Raw genomic sequence first — 17,128 nt, 5'->3', positions numbered from 1 at the left:
GCCGCAGGCCGATGTAAGACCACGAACTCGCTGATGACCGCGATTCGACCCCGAAGGAGACAGCACGCGATGACGCAGAGCGGCAGCACCAATGAAGGGGCGCTGTGGGGCGGACGTTTCGCGTCCGGACCGGCCGCGGCAATGGCGGCGCTCAGCAAATCGACGCACTTCGACTGGGTACTCGCGCCCTACGATATTCGTGCCTCCAAGGCACATGCGAGGGTGCTACACAAAGCCGGGCTGCTCTCGGAATCCGACCTCACTGCCATGCTCGAGGGGTTGGATCTGCTTGCCGCGGACGTGAATTCGGGTGCATACACTCCCGCCGAGTCCGATGAGGACGTGCACGGCGCGCTGGAGCGCGGACTGATCGAACGGGTCGGTAGCGAACTCGGTGGCCGTTTGCGCGCGGGTCGGTCCCGCAATGATCAGGTGGCCACGCTGTTCCGCATGTGGCTGCGCGACGCGGTGCGCCGGGTCGCGGCCGGTCTGCTCGAGGTGGTCGACGCGCTGGTCGCCCAGGCGGCGGCGCACCCGGACGCGGTGATGCCGGGCAAGACCCATCTGCAGGCCGCGCAGCCGGTGCTGCTCGCGCATCATCTGCTCGCACACGCGCATCCGCTGCTGCGCGATATCGACCGATTGCGCGATTTCGACAAGCGCGCTGCCGTCTCGCCCTACGGTTCGGGCGCGCTGGCCGGTTCGTCACTCGGCTTGGATCCGGAGTCGATCGCCGCCGAGTTGGATTTCGATGCGGCCGCGGCCAATTCGATCGACGCGACCTCCGCACGCGATTTCGCCGCCGAAGCCGCCTTCGTGCTCGCTATGATCGGCGTCGACCTGAGCCGGATGGCCGAAGAGGTAATCATCTGGAGCACACCGGAATTCGGGTATGTCACGCTCGCCGATGCCTGGTCGACGGGCTCGTCGATCATGCCGCAGAAGAAGAACCCGGATGTCTCCGAACTCACGCGCGGCAAGGCCGGTCGCCTCATCGGCAATCTCACCGGTCTGCTCGCCACACTCAAGGCGCAGCCGCTGGCATACAACCGTGACCTACAGGAGGACAAGGAGCCCCTGTTCGACTCGGTCGCCCAGCTGGAACTGCTGCTCCCGGCCATCGCCGGTCTGGTCTCGACCCTGACCTTCCACACCGGCCGGATGGCCGAACTCGCTCCCGCCGGGTTCACCCTCGCCACCGATATCGCCGAATGGCTTGTCCGCCAGGGGGTCCCGTTCCGGGTCGCGCACGAGGCGGCCGGCGCGTGCGTGCGCGCGGCGGAGAATCGTGGCGTCGGCCTGGACGAGCTGACCGATGCGGAGTTCGCCGCAGTGGACCCGGCGCTGACACCCCAGGTCAGGGCGGTGTTGACGGTGCAGGGGTCCATCGCGTCCCGCAATGCCCGCGGTGGCACGGCCGGTGTCCAGGTCGCGGCACAGCTCGATGAGATCCGCGGCGCGGTAGGTGAGCTGCGCAACTGGCTGGCATGAGCGTCATCTAGGCGGGTTACGCTGCGCCGGTGACTCTGCTGCTACTGGCGCTGGCCATTGCCTCCGAGGTGACCGCGACCGTTTCGCTGAAGATCTCCGACGGTTTCAGCAAGCTCGTTCCGTCGATCGTGGTCGTCATCGGCTACAGTGCGGCGTTCTTCTTTCTGTCGCAGGCATTGAAGCGTGGCATGGCGATCGGTGTCGCCTATGGGGTTTGGTCGGCCGTCGGTGTCGCGGCCATCGCGCTGATCGGCGTGCTGTTTCTGGATGAGCGACTGACCCTGGTCCAGGTCGGCGGCATCGGTTTGGTCATCCTCGGCGTGCTCGCGCTGGAAATGGGCGGCGAACGCACCTGATTCCCGGCCTCGTTGTGCCCTTTGCATTTTGGCGAATACGTCCCACGCCGGGGCGCGGCGAACGTAGCATCGGCCGATGGATCCGACGTTTGCTCAGTTGAGCCGGCGCGGGTGATGGCATGACGTCGAATGAGGGCGACGTGGTGCTGGAAGCCAAGTCAATCCTGCACTCGGACAACGTAACCCGCGTCGGCGAGCGTCGCGAGCACGTCGTCACGATGTTCCGGGCCGCGAGTCTCCAAGGTCAACGACACCTCTACCTCGTCCAAGGCGAGCCAAGCGCCGATGCGCGAATGTGCGACATCCACCACGCTCGCACCGGTTTTGCCGACCACTCCGAGTAATCCGCTCAGGCGGCCCGGACGGTCCGAGATGGTCACTTGCACAGCAAGATAGCGGCCCGCCGAGCTCAGCCCGTGGCCGATCAGCCGGGTCAGCAGCAGTGGGTCGATATTCCCGCCGGACAGTATCGCGCACACCGGTCCCCGGAGCCCCAATTCCTCAGGGCCGCAACTCATCAACGCCGCCACCGCCGCCGCGCCCGCCGGTTCGACGATCAGTTTCGCCCGCTCCAGACACAGCAGCAGTGCCCTGGACAGTGCGTCCTCGCCCACGGTCAGCATCGTCGGTACGTGCTCGGCGACGTGTCGAAACGGCACCGCACCCGGTAGCCCGACCGCGATGCCATCGGCCATCGTCGACATGCTCGCGGCCCGCACCGGCCTGCCCGCCGCCAGCGAATCCGGCCACGCCGCGGCGGCGGCCGCCTGCACACCGAGAACGCGGACGTCCGGGGCGAGATGATGCAGCGCGACCGCGATACCCGCCAGCAGCCCGCCGCCACCCGTCGGCACGACCACGGTCCCCACACGGGGGAGTTGCGCGAGGATCTCCAGCCCGACTGTGGCCTGCCCGGCCACGATATCGGGGTGATCGAACGGATGGATCAGCGTCGCGCCGGTGCGCTGCGCGAACTCGACAGCAGCGTCCAATGCCTCATCGACGGTGTCGCCGACCTGCCGCACCCGCGCCCCATACGCCTTGGTAGCCGCCAGCTTCGGCAGCGAAGCCCCCACCGGCATGAACACCGTCGACTCGATCCCCAGTGACGACGCCGCCCACGCAACCCCCTGCGCATGATTGCCCGCACTCGCCGCGACCACGCCCCCGGCGCGAACATCCAACGGCAGATTGGCAATCCGGTTGTAGGCCCCACGCGGCTTGAACGACCCCGTCCGCTGCAAATTCTCACACTTGAGCCACACCTCGTGTCCGGTCCGCTCCGATAACACCCGCGAGGCCACCACCGGCGTCCGCCGAATCACCGGCCCCAGCAGTTCGGCCGCCGCCTCGATTCGCTCCAGTCCGACAACATCCATTCCGTCATGCTGCCAGCAGTGCTCGCCGAGCACCGAGAATCCAGAGCGCGCGGTGTCGGTTGCCGGTGCGGCGCGGATCCGATCCGCATTGCGTGCCGCGGCGCGCAATCGCCGAGCGGAACTCGGTCTCGAGCGGGCGGAATTCGGCGAACGCACCGGGCTGAACCAGCTGTGGCCAGGGACGAGGCCGGCGGCATCAGTCCGGAGGAATTCAGGCTGCTTTGGCCAGGTTGTGGGCAATGGCGCCGAGGCGGGCCAGGCGGGCATCGCCGAGCGGGGTCAGTTTGCCGCCGAGGCGGTTGGTGATGAAGCCGAGTGACATGCCGGTGGCGGGGTCGGCGAACGCGCCGGACCCGCCGAGGCCGAAGTGGCCGAACGCGGAGACGGGGTCGGCTTTGGAGGGTTTCATGGGTACGCCGTGATAGCCGAGGGTCCACGGGATGCGGAAGGCGAGGACGTAATCGGGGGTGAAGACCTGGCGTCGGTTGATCTGCTCGATGGTTTCCGGCTGTAGCAGCTGATAGCCATCGAGCCGGCCGCCGTCGGCAAGCGCACCGTAGAGCCGCGCCAGAGAGCGTGCGGAGAAGGTGCCGTTGACGCCCGGCAGTACCGAATCGTGCAGGCGCGGATCGGAAACCAGGTCGGCGAAGCCCTCAGGGGTGGTGTCGGCGGCCGCGGCGAATCTGGTTCTGGCCAACAGTCGAGAACCGGTGTCCCAGTCCAGGCCCGCGACGGTGAGCCGTGGGAAGTTGGTCGCGATACGGCCACGCTCGGAGTGCGGCACGCGGAACCAGAGGTCCTCGGCGGCCAGCGGTTCGGCGATTTCCGTGCGCAGTAGGTCGGTGAATGACCTGCCGCCGATCCGGCGCACCAGCTCGGCGACCAAGTGACCGAAGGTGATTCCGTGATATCCGCTGGTGACCCGGTGCCGTGGGTCGGGTGTGGCCGCCGCCAATGCCGCGGTGACGGCATCATCGTCGAGAAAGCGATCCACCGGACCAGGGAGTAGTCCGCGCAGCCGATGCAGTCCGGCCCGATGCGTGAGCAGTTCCCGGACGGTGATGAGTTCTTTACCCGCAGTGGCGAATTCGGGCCAGTAGGTAGCGACGGGTTCGTCATAGTCCAATAGACCACGCTCGGCGAGGCGATGCAGCAGCGTCGAGGCGACGCCCTTGCCGGTGGAGTACGCCACGGCTACGGTGTTGTGCTGCCACGGCACGCCGGGATGGGCGAATCCGGCCCAGACATCGACGACCGGTTCGCCGTGCTGGTAGACGACCAGTGCGCCGCCACCGTCCCTCGGCCGTCGGAACAGCCGGTCGAACTCGGCGACCAGACGCACGAACCTGCGATCGACCGTCTGGGTTATCGGCATGGTGGTCATCGTTGATCCTTATCGCTGCGGGAATCCATCCAGCGTATGACGGGACAGAATTCTTGCCGCGCCGCGTGCCGCCGTCCATGCGTGCATTCTCCTGGACGTCACATCGGGAACCGCGAACGCAACACGGCTCCCATTCCGTAGTCGGCTAGCCGGTGCTAGCCCTGGATGCCGATCCGGACGCCCGCGAGATCGTCACCGAGGCGTGCCGCGACGCCGTCGAGGCCGATGGTTCCGATGCGATCGTGCTCGGCTGCGCGGGAATGGTGGAGCTGTGCAACCACATTCGTGACGATGTCGGCGTACCGGTGATCGACGCAGCCGCCGCGTCCCTGACCGTGCAGTCGTTGCTTACCTTCGGCCTGCGCAAGTCGGGTAGGGGAGAGTTCGCGACACCACCGCGTACACCGGGCTGCTGGCGGTCATTCGGAATGGGATCGACAGCGTTCGTCTCAGGCCGCGACGGCCGAGCTCAGCGTCTCGAGTGCGGCATCCGGGTCGACGACATCGACGACAACCCTGGTGAATCCGGGCCCGGCCAGCTCGAGCCGGATCGCCTGGCCGCCGAATGTGGTGTCCCAGAATTCTTTTCGGCCCTTGCCGCGATAGGTGCCGGCCGCGATGACGCCGGGGAAGAATGTTCCCGGTGCGCGAACCCATGGTGGGCGCAGGTCGACAGGGGCTGGAGCGACCGCCTTGATATCGGCGAGATCGAAGGTCAGTTGCTCGCGCAATGCCAGCAGCCGGTGCCCACCGAGTACGTAAACCGTCACCGTCGTGTCCGTGACTTCGACTTCGACCATTGCGCACCTCACTCATTGCCACCGGCTCGTACTCAGCCCAGGATGCAATCCGGCTCTGGTCGTAGCCTGTGCCGATCCTGTGAGTTCTCCAAGGTTTCCAGCAGTGTGCGACCCGCCACTGTCGGCAAATGCCATGCAACTACTCGGATATGCGCATCTGGCAATGAATTCTCGCAGGGAGATCACAGGCGAGGGCACGCACTCTCGGCCGGTCGCTGCGTGGAATATCAGGCGTGTTGATCGACGACGTCGAGCACGCCGGCCAGCCACGGGGCGTAGCTGTCCGGGTTGTCGAGGATGGCGTCGCGTAACGCGTCGGGCCGGACCCACCGGTAGTCGGCGACCTCGGCGGGGTCGGGACGCGGCACGTCGGCCGTCAGCAGGCCGGTGAGCACGTGATCCCATTCGGACTCGACACGATCGGTTTCGGGGTCGGCCGCGTGATAGCGGAAGACGCCGACTTCGGTCAGTGTCGTCGCCAGGCCCAACTCTTCGGCCAGCCGCACCGCGGCGGCCGCCGCGACCGGTTCACCCGGCGCGGGATGACCGCAACACGTGTTGGCCCACCGCATCGGAAAACGGGTCTTCACTGCGGCCCGTTGCTGGATCAGGATCCGGCCCGACGTATCGAACAGCACGACCGAGAACGCCCGGTGTAGGAGACCAGGTGCGTCATGTGCCCGCGCCACCGGGCACGTGCCGACCGCGCGGCCCGACTCGTCGACGAGCTCGACGGGCAGGGTCTCGCGGTCGGTCAACGGCTGGGCGAGCGTTTCGGTCACCCGCCCACCCTATCGGCGGCTATCAGCAGGTATTGAAAGCTGCCCTCTTCGTGCGCGGTGAGGAACGGCTTCTCCACGCCGGTCGACGTCGTGTACCGCATGATCCATGCCACCTGCACATGGATCCGGCCACAGGCGACACATAATGGACACGTGATGTGGGAAGCTCGTCTGAACACGTCGTGGTGTGTGGTGCGGATCACACTTCAGGGTAGGGCTTGGGAGCGATCGTGAAGTTCAGTGCGAAGGATATGGTCGGCTCGGTTCAGCGGTTGATGGCGACCGCTCAGAACGGGCTGGAAGTCATCCGCTTCGGCGGCTTGACCCACGATGTCGAATCGTCCCCGTTCGAGGTGGTCGAGCGCAGGCGGATGTACCGGTTGCGCCATTATTTCCCGGACGACACGACCCCCGGCAGGCCGGTCGTGGTACTGGTCCCGCCACTGATGGTGAACGCCGACATCTGGGATGTCAATGCCGACGACGGTGCGGTCGGGATACTGTACCGCGGTGGAATCGACTGCTGGGTGGTCGATTTCGGTTCACCGGCCAGTGAGGAAGGCGGCTGGGAACGTGACCTGGCCGACCACGTGCTCGCGGTCAACAGCGTCATCGACACGGTCTGCGAAGCGACCGGCAGCGGCGTGCATCTGATGGGGTATTCGCAGGGAGGCATGTTCGCCTATCAGAGCACCGCCTACCGCTACGGCAAGGGTGTCGAAAGCATCGTCACCTTCGGCAGCCCGGTCGACGTCGTCGCGGGAATGCCGTTCGGGCTTCCCTACGGCATGGTGTCGGAGGTAGCGGAATTCCTTGCCGACCACGTCGTGACCCGGCTTCCGATCACCGATTCGATGGTCCGCCTCGGCTTCCAGATGCTGGATCCGGTGAAGACCGCGAAGTCCAGGATCGACTTCCTTCGCCAGCTGCACGACCGGGATGCTCTGTTGCCCAAGGAGCGTCAGCGCCGATTCCTCAATAGCGACGGCTGGGTGGGTTATGCCGGTCCGGCGGCCGCGGACCTGCTCAAACAGTTCGTGGTACACAATCGGATGATGCTGGGCGGCTTCGTGATCCGCGATCAGCCTATTTCGCTGGCCGAACTGAAATGCCCGATCCTCGCGTTCGTCGGCGAGGTCGACGACATCGGCCAGCCCGCCGCAGTGCGCGGAATCGTGCGCGCCGCACCCAACGCCGAGGTGTACGAAGCCAGTTTGGTGGCAGGCCATTTCGGTCTCGTCGCAGGCAGTATGGCCACTAACCACACCTGGCCACTGGTGCGGCAATGGATCGAGTGGATGGCGGGCGACGAGCCGTTACCCGCGCAGATCGCGCCGATGACCGAGGACGTTCCCAACAACAAGCCACGCTCCGCGGCCACCCGGGTGGTGCACACCGCGGCCACCCTGGCGGAGGCGGGTGCCGGTGTCGGCAAAGCTCTGGAGGAGATTGCGAGCAATACCGTGCGTGGCTCAGTGGAGTTGGTCGGCGAGGCGGCCCGCGCACTGCCCCGGTTGACCCGGCTCGGCATGATTCAGCCGCACACCCGAGTTTCCTTGGGCCGCTTGCTCGCCGAGCAGGCCCAGCGGGCGCCGCTGCGTGATCTGTTTCTTTTCGACGATCGAGTGCACACCAACGCCGCGGTGAACGTTCGCATCGACAATGTGGTGCGCGGGCTGATCTCGGTCGGTATTCGCCCGGCCCAGCGGGTCGGGGTGGTGATGGAGACGCGGCCGAGCGCGCTGGCCACCGTCGCCGCGCTCTCGCGTCTCGGCGCGGTGGCCGTGCTACTTGCGCCGGGCAGCGAGCTGGATCGGGCGATCGAGCTGACCGGTATCAAGACCGTCGTCACCGACCCGGAGAACCTGCGAACCGTGGCCGCCACTGGCACTCGGGTGCTGGTGCTCGGTGGCGGTGATGCGCGCGATCTCGATATTCAGAGCGACCCGAACACGATCGACCTCGAGCAGATCGACCCGACTCAGGTGCGGCTGCCCGCCTGGTATCAACCCAATCCCGGCCTGGCACGCGAGCTGGCCTTCGTGCTGGTCACCGGCGCCGGTGACCGGCTGGAGGCGAAGTACATCACCAATCATCGCTGGGCGCTCTCGGCCTTCGGCACCGCGACCTCGGCCGATCTCGATCGCAAGGATACGGTGTATTGCCTTGCGCCGCTGCATCATTCGTCGGGCTTGCTGGTCAGTCTGGGCGGCGCGATCGCGGGCGGCAGCCGCATCGCGCTAGCCCGATCGCTCGACCCGGCGCAGTTCGCCGAGGAAGTGCACCGCTACGGCGTCACCGTAGTGACCTACACCTGGACCATGCTGCGCGACATCCTCGACGCCGAGGTCTTCCCGGTCGGTCACAGTCATCCGATCCGATTGTTCATCGGCTCCGGCATGCCCGCGGGACTGTGGCGGCGTACCACCGAACAGTTCGAGCCCGCCCGGGTGCTGGAGTTCTATGCCTCGATCGAGGGCGATGTGGTGCTGGCCAACGTGGCAGGCGTGAAGGCAGGCTGCAAAGGCAGGCCGGTGCCGGGCACCGCGCGGGTCCAGCTCGTCGCCTATGACCCGGTCACCGAGCAGATATTGGTCGACGAGTCCGGTTTCGCCCGCCGCTGCGCGGACAACGAGGTGGGTCTGCTGATCGGCAAAGCCTCTGAGGGCGTTGACATTTCCGATGGCGGCCTGCGTGGGGTCTTCGCCCCCGGCGATGCGTGGATGCCGACGGAGAATCTATTCCGCCGCGACAGCGACGGCGACTACTGGCTGGTGGACCGCACGGACACCGCGATTATCACCCCGCGCGGGCCGGTGTACATGCAGCCGATCGTCGACACTCTCAATGACATCACCGCGGTCGACATGGAAGTCGCCTACGGACTGCCGGTCAAGGACCACACGATCGCGGTGGCGGCGGTCAGCGTCCGCGGCGGGTTCCGGCTGGAGTCGAAGGATGTGACCGAGGCGCTGCGGGCGCTCGACTATCACCAGCGGCCAACGGTCGTGTATGTGGTCGAGGATATTGCGCGCAGTTCCTCCTACCGTCCGTCCACCCGAGCCGTCCAGGCTGCGGGCCGCCCCCTGCCCGGGCCCGACACCTGGTGGTATAACCGGGCTTCGGAGTCCTATGAGGTTCTGACCGAGGCCGTCGCCAGAGAGATACTCGGAACCAACTGAAGCACCGGCAGCTCACCCGCCCCGTCGCCCTGTTGTAACCGTGCGATCCAGGGTCAGGCGTACGCACTCACGGCGTCGACGACACGGCCGAGCTGGCTCTCGGTGAGCATCGGCCACAATGGCAGGCGCAGGATCGTCGCAGAGAATCGCGCGCTGCGTGTGCACGGCACCGGGGTCCGGCTGTACTTCAGTCCGGCCGGACTCGAATCCAGCGGGATGTAGTGGAAGGGCGCCACGATGCCCTGTTGTGCGAGGTGCCGGATGAGCCCGTCGCGGCTGGCTTCGCTCGGCATCCGCACGAAGAACATGTGCGCGGTGTGTTCCCGGTCCTCGGGCACCGTCATGAGCCGGGCGCCGGTGCGTTCGGCCCACTCCGGCAGCTGCGCCGCATAGGTATCCCACACGCGGTGACGCTGCGCCTGGATCGACTCGAACTCGTCGAGCTGCGCATCCAGCACGGCGGCGTTGAGTTCGCTGGGCAGGTAGCTGGAGCCGATATCCTGCCAGGAGTACTTGTCGACCTGGCCGCGCAGGAACCGGGCCCGGTTGGTGCCCTTCTCCCGCATGATTTCGGCGCGGCCCATCAGGATCTCGTCCGACAGCAGCAGGGCCCCGCCCTCACCGCAGTGCACATTCTTGGTGTCGTGGAAGCTTTGTGTGCCGAGCGTTCCGATGGTGCCGAGCTTGCGGCCCTGCCAGCTGCCGCCGAGGCCGTGGGCGTTGTCCTCGATCAGCGCGATGCCGTGCAGTTCGGACAGCGCGAGCAGCCTGGTCATATCGGCGGCGACACCGCCGTAATGCATGACAACCACCGCCTTGGTGCGGTCGGTGATCGCGGCGGCGACCGAGTCGGGGTCGATATTGCCGCTCTCCTCGTCGATGTCGACGAAGACACAGGTAGCGCCCCGCAGCGCCACGGAGGTGGCCGCGGAGGTGAATGCGAAGCTCGGCACGATCACCTCGTCCTCGGGGCCGAGCTCGAGCAGCAGCGCGCTCAATTCGAGGGCATGGGTGCACGAGGTGGTCAGCAGCGCGTGCGGCGCGGCGGTGATCTCCTTCAGCTTGGCTGTCGCCGAGGCGGTGAACCGGCCGTCGCCGTGGCTGTGATCGGACCCGAGTACGGCCTCGAGATTCGACAGCTCGCGGCTCGCGCGAAATGGCCTGCTGAAGATGATGCGATCGGTTGTCACTCCCCGTAGCCCCTTTCGGTCGCGGTACCCGGTAACGCGACGCCGTGTTGTACGGATGCGTCGTGTTGTGGCGCGACGTCGTCCCGTTGGATCGTATCCGGGCGTGGAGTGGGGGAGTCTACGGTCAGATACAGCGGCTTGCCGACCAGAATGTGCAGTGCCACACCGAGATACTCCGCGATCAGGCCGAGCGAGAACAGCACCGCCCCGGAGCACAGCAACAGCACGACGATCATCGAGGCCCAGCCCTCAGGGTCGTTGTTGTCACCCGTCAGCGCCTGGACGATGATCACCGCCGCCATCACCACGCCGGCCAGCGCGAGTGTGACACCAAGCAGACTGACCAGCCGCAGGCCGCGAGTTCCGCTGCACAGCACCATCTTCCAGAACAGCGAAAACAGTCGCCGATAGTTGTAGCCGGATTCGTCGCGGCCCTCCGCGCGAAGCACCACCGGCACCGAGATCGCATTGCCGACCACCCACGTCAGCGCGACATCGAGATACACCCCATTGGCGGCCACCTCGGCGAGCTGGCGGCCGATATCGCCACGGATGAGCCGGTAGCTTTCGAACCGCGTCGAGTCGGGAAAGGCGAACACCGTCGCAAGCACGATCTTCGCGCCGCGTGAGGTCAGGTTGCGCAGCACGCCGTGCGGGCGGGTATTGGTCGGCTTCGAGTAGACGAGGTCCGCGCGCTGTGCCAGCGCCGCGTCCATGAAGTCCGCGATGAAGGTGGGATCGTGTTGCCCGTCCTCATCCATCGTCACGATCCATTCGCCACGCGCGGCCGCCATTCCGGCGATGGTCGCTGCGTCCTGCCCGAAGTTGCGGCTCAACCACACCGCGCGCAACTGACCGTAGGAATCTTCCAACTCCCGCAGAACCACATCGGAGCGGTCGGGGCCGTTATCGTGCACGAGAATGATTTCGTCGATGACGAAGCTGGTGCCGCCCGGTGTCGTGGTCGGCCGCGCGAATCTATCGAGTTCCGCGACCAGCGCGGTGATCGTCTGCTCGCCCCGATATACCGGCACCACGACGGAGATCGAATGCGTCCGACCAGGGCGGGGGCGACCGCCCGACGTTCCCGGATCTGGCCGGGAGGAGCGTTCGGGGGGCTGGAACGATGAAGAGAACGGCATTGGCGAGATCGACTTTCGATGACGGTGCGTGCCGGTGCTCTCGTGGCTGAGCCCGAGCCGTCGTGAACTCTAGCACGGTGACGATGCCCCACTGCGTGACTCGTTTGCGGGGCCGCCGGTGCGGCGGTGCCAATCGCGGGCATTGCCCTGTAGGGTCTGGAACTCGTGGTGGAAAGTAGCGCCCCCGCCCGGCGGGACGTGTACATGTGGGGCTTCATTACCGCACTCGGGGTGATTGCGGGATACGTTGCGGTACTGCTGGCCAACATCCGGCATTTCTATACCGACGACACCGAATCCCAGTACGCCCCACTATGGGTGATGCTCGGTAGGCACCTACGTGACGGCCAGTTCCCGGCGCTGATCCCCGAGCATTGGATGGCGGGCAACTATGCCATCGAAGAGGCAGGCTTGCTCAATCCGCCGCAGCTGCTGATCGATCTGATCGCGCCTTCGGTCGACAATCTCGCCCTGTACGCCACCATCGTCAAGCTGATCTTCGCGATCATCCTCGGGCTCGGTGTATACCGAGTCTGCCTCGGGTACGGCGCCAAAGCGCAGTGGGCGGCGGTGGCGGGCGTCTGCATCCCGTTCACCGGATGGCTGCTGTTCTTCGACGAGGCCAGCTGGATCACCGCGTTCACCGGTACCGCGTGGATGGTGCACGCCTGGGCCTCCGGTATCCGGTACGCGCGTGGCCGTAGCGGTCCGATTCCGACCTTTATCTTTCTGTACCTGGCCATTTCGGTGCAGTACATATTTCCCGCCGTCGAAGCCGGTCTGATGATCGGTGCGGTCGCCATCGGCGAGATCATCTATCAGAAGAAGTGGAAGCCATCGGCGCGGCTGCTCGTCGTGGCGGTCTTCGCCGCGCTCGCGGGCATGGCCACCTATCTGCCGAGCATGCTGTCGGCCAAGGTGACCTGGCGTGGTACCTCCCAGATCAACAACGACCAGTTCCTGACGGTGCCGTGGTCGGAGTCGCTCAACGCGAGCCTGCCCAGCACGATGCCGGCGTTCAGTTCGTGGTGGGGTTACGTCCAGCCGCTACCGGTGGTCTACATCGCCTGGTTCCTCATTCCGGCGCTGGCCTTCATCGACTGGCGCAAGGCGCGCGGCGGTGCCCGCGAATTGAGCGCGGTCGCCATCTTCGCGGTGATGGCGCTGATGTGGACTGCTGGCCCTGGCACCATCGGTCCACTGCGCTGGCCCGCGCGTGTGCTGCCGATGGTGGCGCTCGGGCTGTTGGTGCTGGTGTGCGTATTGCTCGGGCGCTACGCCACCTTCGCGGACTGGCGCCGTCGCGGTATCGCCGGTGGCCTGCTGATCGGACTGCTATTCGTGCGGACGTTCTCGGCGTCGCCGCACGATGTGGGCTGGCATGTCGTGTCCGTGGTCGGCGTCGCGGCACTCGGTGCCGGAGTGGTCTGGCTCGGCCGTGCCAAGGGCACCGCGGCCGCGTGCGCGCTCGCTATCGTCTCGGTGTTCCCGATCGCCTACATCCAGGTGTATGCCGCCCAGCCGACACCGATGAGCTGGAACCTGCCCGAACGCCGCTCGGAGATGAAGGCCGCCTTCCCCGAGTTCCCAGGCACCACACTGCAATTGGCCGACCGTGGTTTTATCCAGCCGGGCGAGCGCACCCTACAGGGCGCCTACGGATCGCTGGTGTTCGGCAATTACGCCAAAGATCTCGAGAAAACCTATGTCAGCGGGTACACGCCGAACGGGCACTTCTGGTTCGGCGACATGCTCTGCATGCGCTGGGACACGAGCGTGTGCCCCGACGCCTATCGCAGGGCCTTCGCAACCGAGCCGACCACCGGCCGCACCATCGTCGATCTGATGAAGGTCGATCGGGTGGTGCTGCAGCGCGCGCTGTACCCGGACGTCCGCAACCAGCCCGCGCCGCCGGGCTGGAAGTGGGTCGACTATCCCGGACACGAAAAATATATTTCGGTGCTCGAACGCGAGAACGGGCTGCTGTCCACCCAGAACGGCCGAGTCGCCGACACCAGGAATGTGACGGCGACGTCGGTGTCGGAATCGGACATGTCCAGCCGGGTGCGGGTGAATTCCGAGAACGGTGGCCAGGTCGTCTTCGCACGACTCGGCTGGCCCGGCTACCGGGCAACTCTCGACGGTCGTGACATCCCGTTCAAGGTCGTCGCGAAAACGTTTGTCGCCGTGGACGTCCCGGCCGGAACCAAGAACGGTGATCTCGAGCTGACCTGGCGTCCCCCGGGGTGGAAGATCGGCGGACTGACCGCGCTGGCCGGCCTGATCGGTGTCGGTGTACTGCAGTGGCTGTATCTGCGGGGCAGGCGACCCGATGACGAGACGCCCGAGGGCGGCGACGGGCCGGATACCGAAAACACACCGACACCGGAACACGATCTGGCGGACGCGATCCGTTGAGCGCGGTGGAGCCGATAAGCGCGGCGGACGCTCAGCAGCAGAACCCCGGTCCGCTGCTGCGCATCGTCAAGCATCAGCCGATCGCGTTCGCGATGGTCGGAGTCATCAACACCGCCGTCGGCTACATATTCTTCGTGCTGTGGTCGCTGATACTCGATAACGAGCGGCTCTATCAGGTCGCGGTGGTCGCGGCGTACAGCATGAGCGTTATCGTCGCATTCGTCCTGCACCGCACACTGGTATTCCGCGTCCACGGGCACATGATGCGCGATTTCATCGCCTTCGTCGGCGTCAATTCTGGTGGGCTGGTGCTGAATCTGCTACTGATGACGCTTGCCGTATCGGTGCTGCACGCGCCACCACTGCCCGCGCAGGCGGTGGTGATGCTGAGCGTGGCGGGTGTGAGCTTCTTCGGCCACCGCTACATTTCGTTCCGGCGGGCACCGGCACCGCGGGAGCGGTCCGGAATCGGCCGCGGTTAGGTTGGGTTTTGGCCGCTGGTGCGGCTGTGTTGTTTGGCAGCGCCTGCGGCGCTGCGTGTTCGCGGCCCCTATGGCTCGCGTCCGAGCCGGCCGCGAACTCTAGTGCTCGATCTCGCTACGCTCGAAAACTGGTGTCGCGCCCAGTGGGCACGCAAGAGGGCTCGTGCGGCACCGACCGATTCTGTACACAGATAGGTGCTGTGGTTTGGCAGTTGAGGGGCTCGGTCTCGCTGCGCTCGAAAATTGGTGTCGCGCCTAGACGAGTAATTCCAAGGGGTCTGAGCCTGCTGTGCGGCGTTGGCTGGTGAACCCGCAAGCCGGTGCGCGTGCCGATCGGTCGGCTCGTAGGCCGATGCCGGACGGCGGCTCGTTATTCAGAGTTGGATGTCTGATACTCGCTAGCGATGAAGCTGCTGGGCTACCATGCTGGATTGAATGATCGATAAGTTCGTGCTGGCCAGTGCAGAGTTCGAGCGGGCGCTGCGGAATATTCAACAGGCGCAGTGGGATTGGCCGACTCCCTGCTCGGAATGGAATGTGCGCCACCTGGTGAATCACATGACCCGGGGAAACCTGAACTATGTCGAGTTGTTGGAGGGCGGGACAGCAGCAGATTTCCTTCGGACGCGGGAGGTCGATGCGCTCGGGACGGACCCGGTGGACGCCTTCGTTCGATCAGCCGACGAGTGCGTTCGGGCATTCGGTAAGCCGGGTGTGATGCAACGGATTCTGGACTACCCACTGGGGAAGGTCTCCGGTCAGCAGGCGCTTGCGGTTCGGATCACCGACAGCACGATTCACACGTGGGACCTCGCTCAGGCGCTCGACGCGGACGACACACTGCATCCGGAGCTTGTGACGTGGATCAGCGATCAACTCGGTGAGATATACGCCGACCTGGTCGAGACACCGATCGACCCTGAATCCACGCACAGGTTTTTCGCCGCCCCCACTGGTACTTCTGGCGTATCAAAGCAAGAACGGCTGCTGCACCGTATGGGCCGGTCGCCGCTGTGGCGCGTGGGTTGCTTTGGTCAATGATCGTAGTCAGTGAGGGATCGGCGGATGGGTGCGCCGGTTTTGTCGTTGTGCCAGATCGCGGCGGTCATGGCGAGGAGGCGTTGCAAGACGCGCACGGCGACTCCGTCCGGGGTGCGTCCGCCGTGTCGCTCCAGGTCGAGCTGTCCTTTGAGGGTCTGGTTGATCGATTCGATGGTTTGGCGTAGTGGCTTGAACAGGCCGGCGCCGGGACGTTCGGCCTCGCCTTTTCGTGCCGGGCGCAACAGTTGCAGACCTTGATCGGCCAGGGACGCCTCGAACTCTTTGCTGAAGTAGTTCTTGTCGCCGATCAAACGTCTGACCTGGGCGTTCACCAACAAGGCTGGGGTTGACAGCGAGGATGTCGAGCAGTGTCTGGCGTTCGTCGGCTTCGCGCCTACCAGCGCGAACCCGATCGGGAGACCACCCAGGGTGCAGACCAGGTGCAGCCGCAGGCCCCAAAAGTAGCGGGCATGCGAAGCGCAGTACCCGTACTCTGCCCATCCGGCCAGCTCGGAGCGGCGCACCGTCTCTTTGGATCGACCACACTCGACCGGTGTGGAATCGACTACCCACACGTCGTCGGTCCACAAGTTCGTTTCGATCGACAGAGCCCTGATTACGCCCTTGATCAGCACGGACACGCCTTCCGGAGTCGTTTGTTGTAGCCGGGCTGTTCAGGCAGATAACGAAACAGGTGCCGAAGGTGCTTGCGGGCGTGCCGTAACCAGCGGGCTTCGGAGGTGAAGCCCAGCAGCGCTTGCATGACCGCCAACGTCACCAGTTCGGCGTCTTCGAGTTTCGGCACGATCCCGACCTTCGGCCGCGCCGGCGCGAGGTCCGGCGATGCCCTGAGCAGGTCGTCCACGGTGACATAGAGTGCGGTAGCGAGGGTATCCACGTCGTTCTTCACACAATGATCATGGATACCCTCGCGCCTACTATCATCTACGATCTACCAAGCGCCACAACATAATTCAACGTGGCATCGGCAAGATTGACTGGGTTGCACCGGGTGCGGCGGCCCTTCTGTTCAACCTGCTCGATTCGCGACGGCGCAACACCGCACCCCTTGGAATCAATCGTCTAGTGGGCGCGTGGGTGGGCTCGTGCGGCACCGACTTCTTCTGTGCACAGCAGTTGGGGGGGATCGATTTCGTGCTGGGCTCGGGAAATGGTGGCGTGGGGAGTGGACACGTGGGGGGTGGTGCGGCACCGACTGTTCTGTACCCAAATCGGCGACGGTAGGTTATCGACTATGTCGGAAACCACCTTGGACGCGACGTTGTTGAGCCTGTTGGCCTGTCCGCAGGACAAAGGTCCCCTGCGGCTGGTCCACACCGCCGACGGCAGCAGCCTCCTCTACAACCCCCGCCTGCGCCGGGCCTACCCCGTCGACAACGGCATCCCGGTGCTGCTGATCGACGAAGCTCGCGACGTCACCGACACCGAACACGCCACCTTCACCAGCTAGGCGCTCGATT

The 17,128-nt window shown here is 65.5% G+C and carries 13 protein-coding genes and 2 pseudogenes; 8 read left to right on the top strand and 7 right to left on the bottom strand.

Annotated features, from left to right (window positions below):
* The first annotated feature begins 69 nt into the window (after positions 1–69).
* A complete protein-coding gene (gene argH / locus LKE06_RS25885) occupies positions 70–1,491 on the top strand; it encodes an argininosuccinate lyase (RefSeq protein ID WP_228001965.1) in 1,422 nt (473 codons plus the stop codon).
* A 29-nt stretch (positions 1,492–1,520) separates the two neighbouring features.
* The gene (locus LKE06_RS25880; RefSeq protein ID WP_228001964.1) at positions 1,521–1,847 is read left to right on the top strand and encodes a DMT family transporter; all 327 of its coding nucleotides are present in this window, start codon (positions 1,521–1,523) and stop codon (positions 1,845–1,847) included.
* A 158-nt stretch (positions 1,848–2,005) separates the two neighbouring features.
* On the opposite strand, the gene ilvA is transcribed toward LKE06_RS25880, so the two are convergent.
* Positions 2,006–3,226 (bottom strand): threonine ammonia-lyase, encoded by a 1,221-nt coding sequence (ilvA, locus tag LKE06_RS25875; RefSeq protein WP_228001995.1) that lies wholly within the window; start codon positions 3,224–3,226, stop codon positions 2,006–2,008.
* A 211-nt stretch (positions 3,227–3,437) separates the two neighbouring features.
* Complete coding sequence (locus LKE06_RS25870) at positions 3,438–4,610, bottom strand: serine hydrolase domain-containing protein (protein WP_228001963.1); 1,173 nt, start codon at positions 4,608–4,610, stop codon at positions 3,438–3,440.
* Positions 4,611–4,759: 149 nt separating this feature from the next.
* Between LKE06_RS25870 and LKE06_RS25865 the strand changes: the two are divergent.
* A pseudogene (locus LKE06_RS25865) lies at positions 4,760–5,008 on the top strand (aspartate/glutamate racemase family protein); the annotation flags it as partial.
* A 51-nt stretch (positions 5,009–5,059) separates the two neighbouring features.
* On the opposite strand, the gene LKE06_RS25860 reads toward LKE06_RS25865, so the two are convergent.
* Both LKE06_RS25860 and idi read right to left on the bottom strand, forming a co-directional pair.
* Entirely contained in the window at positions 5,060–5,410 is a 351-nt protein-coding gene (locus LKE06_RS25860; protein WP_228001962.1) for a hypothetical protein, read from the bottom strand.
* Between the two features lie 227 nt (positions 5,411–5,637).
* On the bottom strand, positions 5,638–6,192 hold the full coding sequence (gene idi / locus LKE06_RS25855; RefSeq protein WP_228001961.1) for an isopentenyl-diphosphate Delta-isomerase: 555 nt from the start codon (positions 6,190–6,192) through the stop codon (positions 5,638–5,640).
* 230 nt (positions 6,193–6,422) lie between these two features.
* Between idi and LKE06_RS25850 the strand changes: the two genes are divergently transcribed.
* Positions 6,423–9,374 carry an acyl-CoA synthetase gene (locus tag LKE06_RS25850; protein WP_228001960.1) on the top strand — a complete coding sequence of 984 codons (2,952 nt, stop codon included), beginning with the start codon at positions 6,423–6,425 and terminating at the stop codon, positions 9,372–9,374.
* A 53-nt stretch (positions 9,375–9,427) separates the two neighbouring features.
* Here the strand turns inward: LKE06_RS25850 and rffA are convergent, their stop codons facing one another.
* A complete protein-coding gene (gene rffA, locus LKE06_RS25845; RefSeq protein WP_228001959.1) occupies positions 9,428–10,564 on the bottom strand; it encodes a dTDP-4-amino-4,6-dideoxygalactose transaminase in 1,137 nt (378 codons plus the stop codon).
* A complete protein-coding gene (locus tag LKE06_RS25840; RefSeq protein WP_372477430.1) occupies positions 10,561–11,610 on the bottom strand; it encodes a glycosyltransferase in 1,050 nt (349 codons plus the stop codon). Before LKE06_RS25840 ends, rffA begins: the two co-directional genes overlap by 4 nt.
* A gap of 300 nt (positions 11,611–11,910) precedes the next feature.
* On the opposite strand from LKE06_RS25840, the gene LKE06_RS25835 reads away from it, so the two are divergent.
* From LKE06_RS25835 to LKE06_RS25825, 3 genes are all read left to right on the top strand, one after another.
* Positions 11,911–14,124 (top strand): hypothetical protein, encoded by a 2,214-nt coding sequence (locus LKE06_RS25835; protein ID WP_228001994.1) that lies wholly within the window; start codon positions 11,911–11,913, stop codon positions 14,122–14,124.
* Positions 14,121–14,606 (top strand): GtrA family protein, encoded by a 486-nt coding sequence (locus tag LKE06_RS25830; protein ID WP_255649825.1) that lies wholly within the window; start codon positions 14,121–14,123, stop codon positions 14,604–14,606. Before LKE06_RS25835 ends, LKE06_RS25830 begins: the two co-directional genes overlap by 4 nt.
* A 435-nt stretch (positions 14,607–15,041) precedes the next feature.
* Complete coding sequence (locus LKE06_RS25825) at positions 15,042–15,647, top strand: TIGR03086 family metal-binding protein (protein WP_228001957.1); 606 nt, start codon at positions 15,042–15,044, stop codon at positions 15,645–15,647.
* Here the strand turns inward: LKE06_RS25825 and LKE06_RS25820 are convergent.
* A pseudogene (locus LKE06_RS25820) lies at positions 15,641–16,557 on the bottom strand (IS982 family transposase). The gene LKE06_RS25825 and the pseudogene LKE06_RS25820 sit on opposite strands and share 7 nt — an antisense overlap.
* 345 nt (positions 16,558–16,902) lie before the next feature.
* On the opposite strand from LKE06_RS25820, the gene LKE06_RS25815 reads away from it, so the two are divergent.
* Positions 16,903–17,118, top strand: a complete 216-nt coding sequence (locus LKE06_RS25815) for a Trm112 family protein (RefSeq protein WP_228001956.1) — start codon at positions 16,903–16,905, stop codon at positions 17,116–17,118.
* Positions 17,119–17,128 lie beyond the last annotated feature (10 nt).

This window comes from Nocardia australiensis, from assembly GCF_020733705.1.
Classification (GTDB): Bacteria; Actinomycetota; Actinomycetes; order Mycobacteriales; family Mycobacteriaceae; genus Nocardia; species Nocardia australiensis.
The sequence above is the reverse complement of the archived record's forward strand: the minus strand, read 5'-3'. Positions and strand labels throughout refer to the sequence as shown.

Coding starts and splice junctions, on each gene's coding strand:
- argH (WP_228001965.1), top strand. CDS start 70: ATGACGCAGAGCGGCAGCACCAATGAAGGGGCGCTGTGGGGCGGACGT.
- ilvA (WP_228001995.1), bottom strand. CDS start 3,226: ATGGATGTTGTCGGACTGGAGCGAATCGAGGCGGCGGCCGAACTGCTG.
- LKE06_RS25870 (WP_228001963.1), bottom strand. CDS start 4,610: ATGACCACCATGCCGATAACCCAGACGGTCGATCGCAGGTTCGTGCGT.
- LKE06_RS25860 (WP_228001962.1), bottom strand. CDS start 5,410: ATGGTCGAAGTCGAAGTCACGGACACGACGGTGACGGTTTACGTACTC.
- LKE06_RS25835 (WP_228001994.1), top strand. CDS start 11,911: ATGTGGGGCTTCATTACCGCACTCGGGGTGATTGCGGGATACGTTGCG.
- LKE06_RS25825 (WP_228001957.1), top strand. CDS start 15,042: ATGATCGATAAGTTCGTGCTGGCCAGTGCAGAGTTCGAGCGGGCGCTG.
- LKE06_RS25815 (WP_228001956.1), top strand. CDS start 16,903: ATGTCGGAAACCACCTTGGACGCGACGTTGTTGAGCCTGTTGGCCTGT.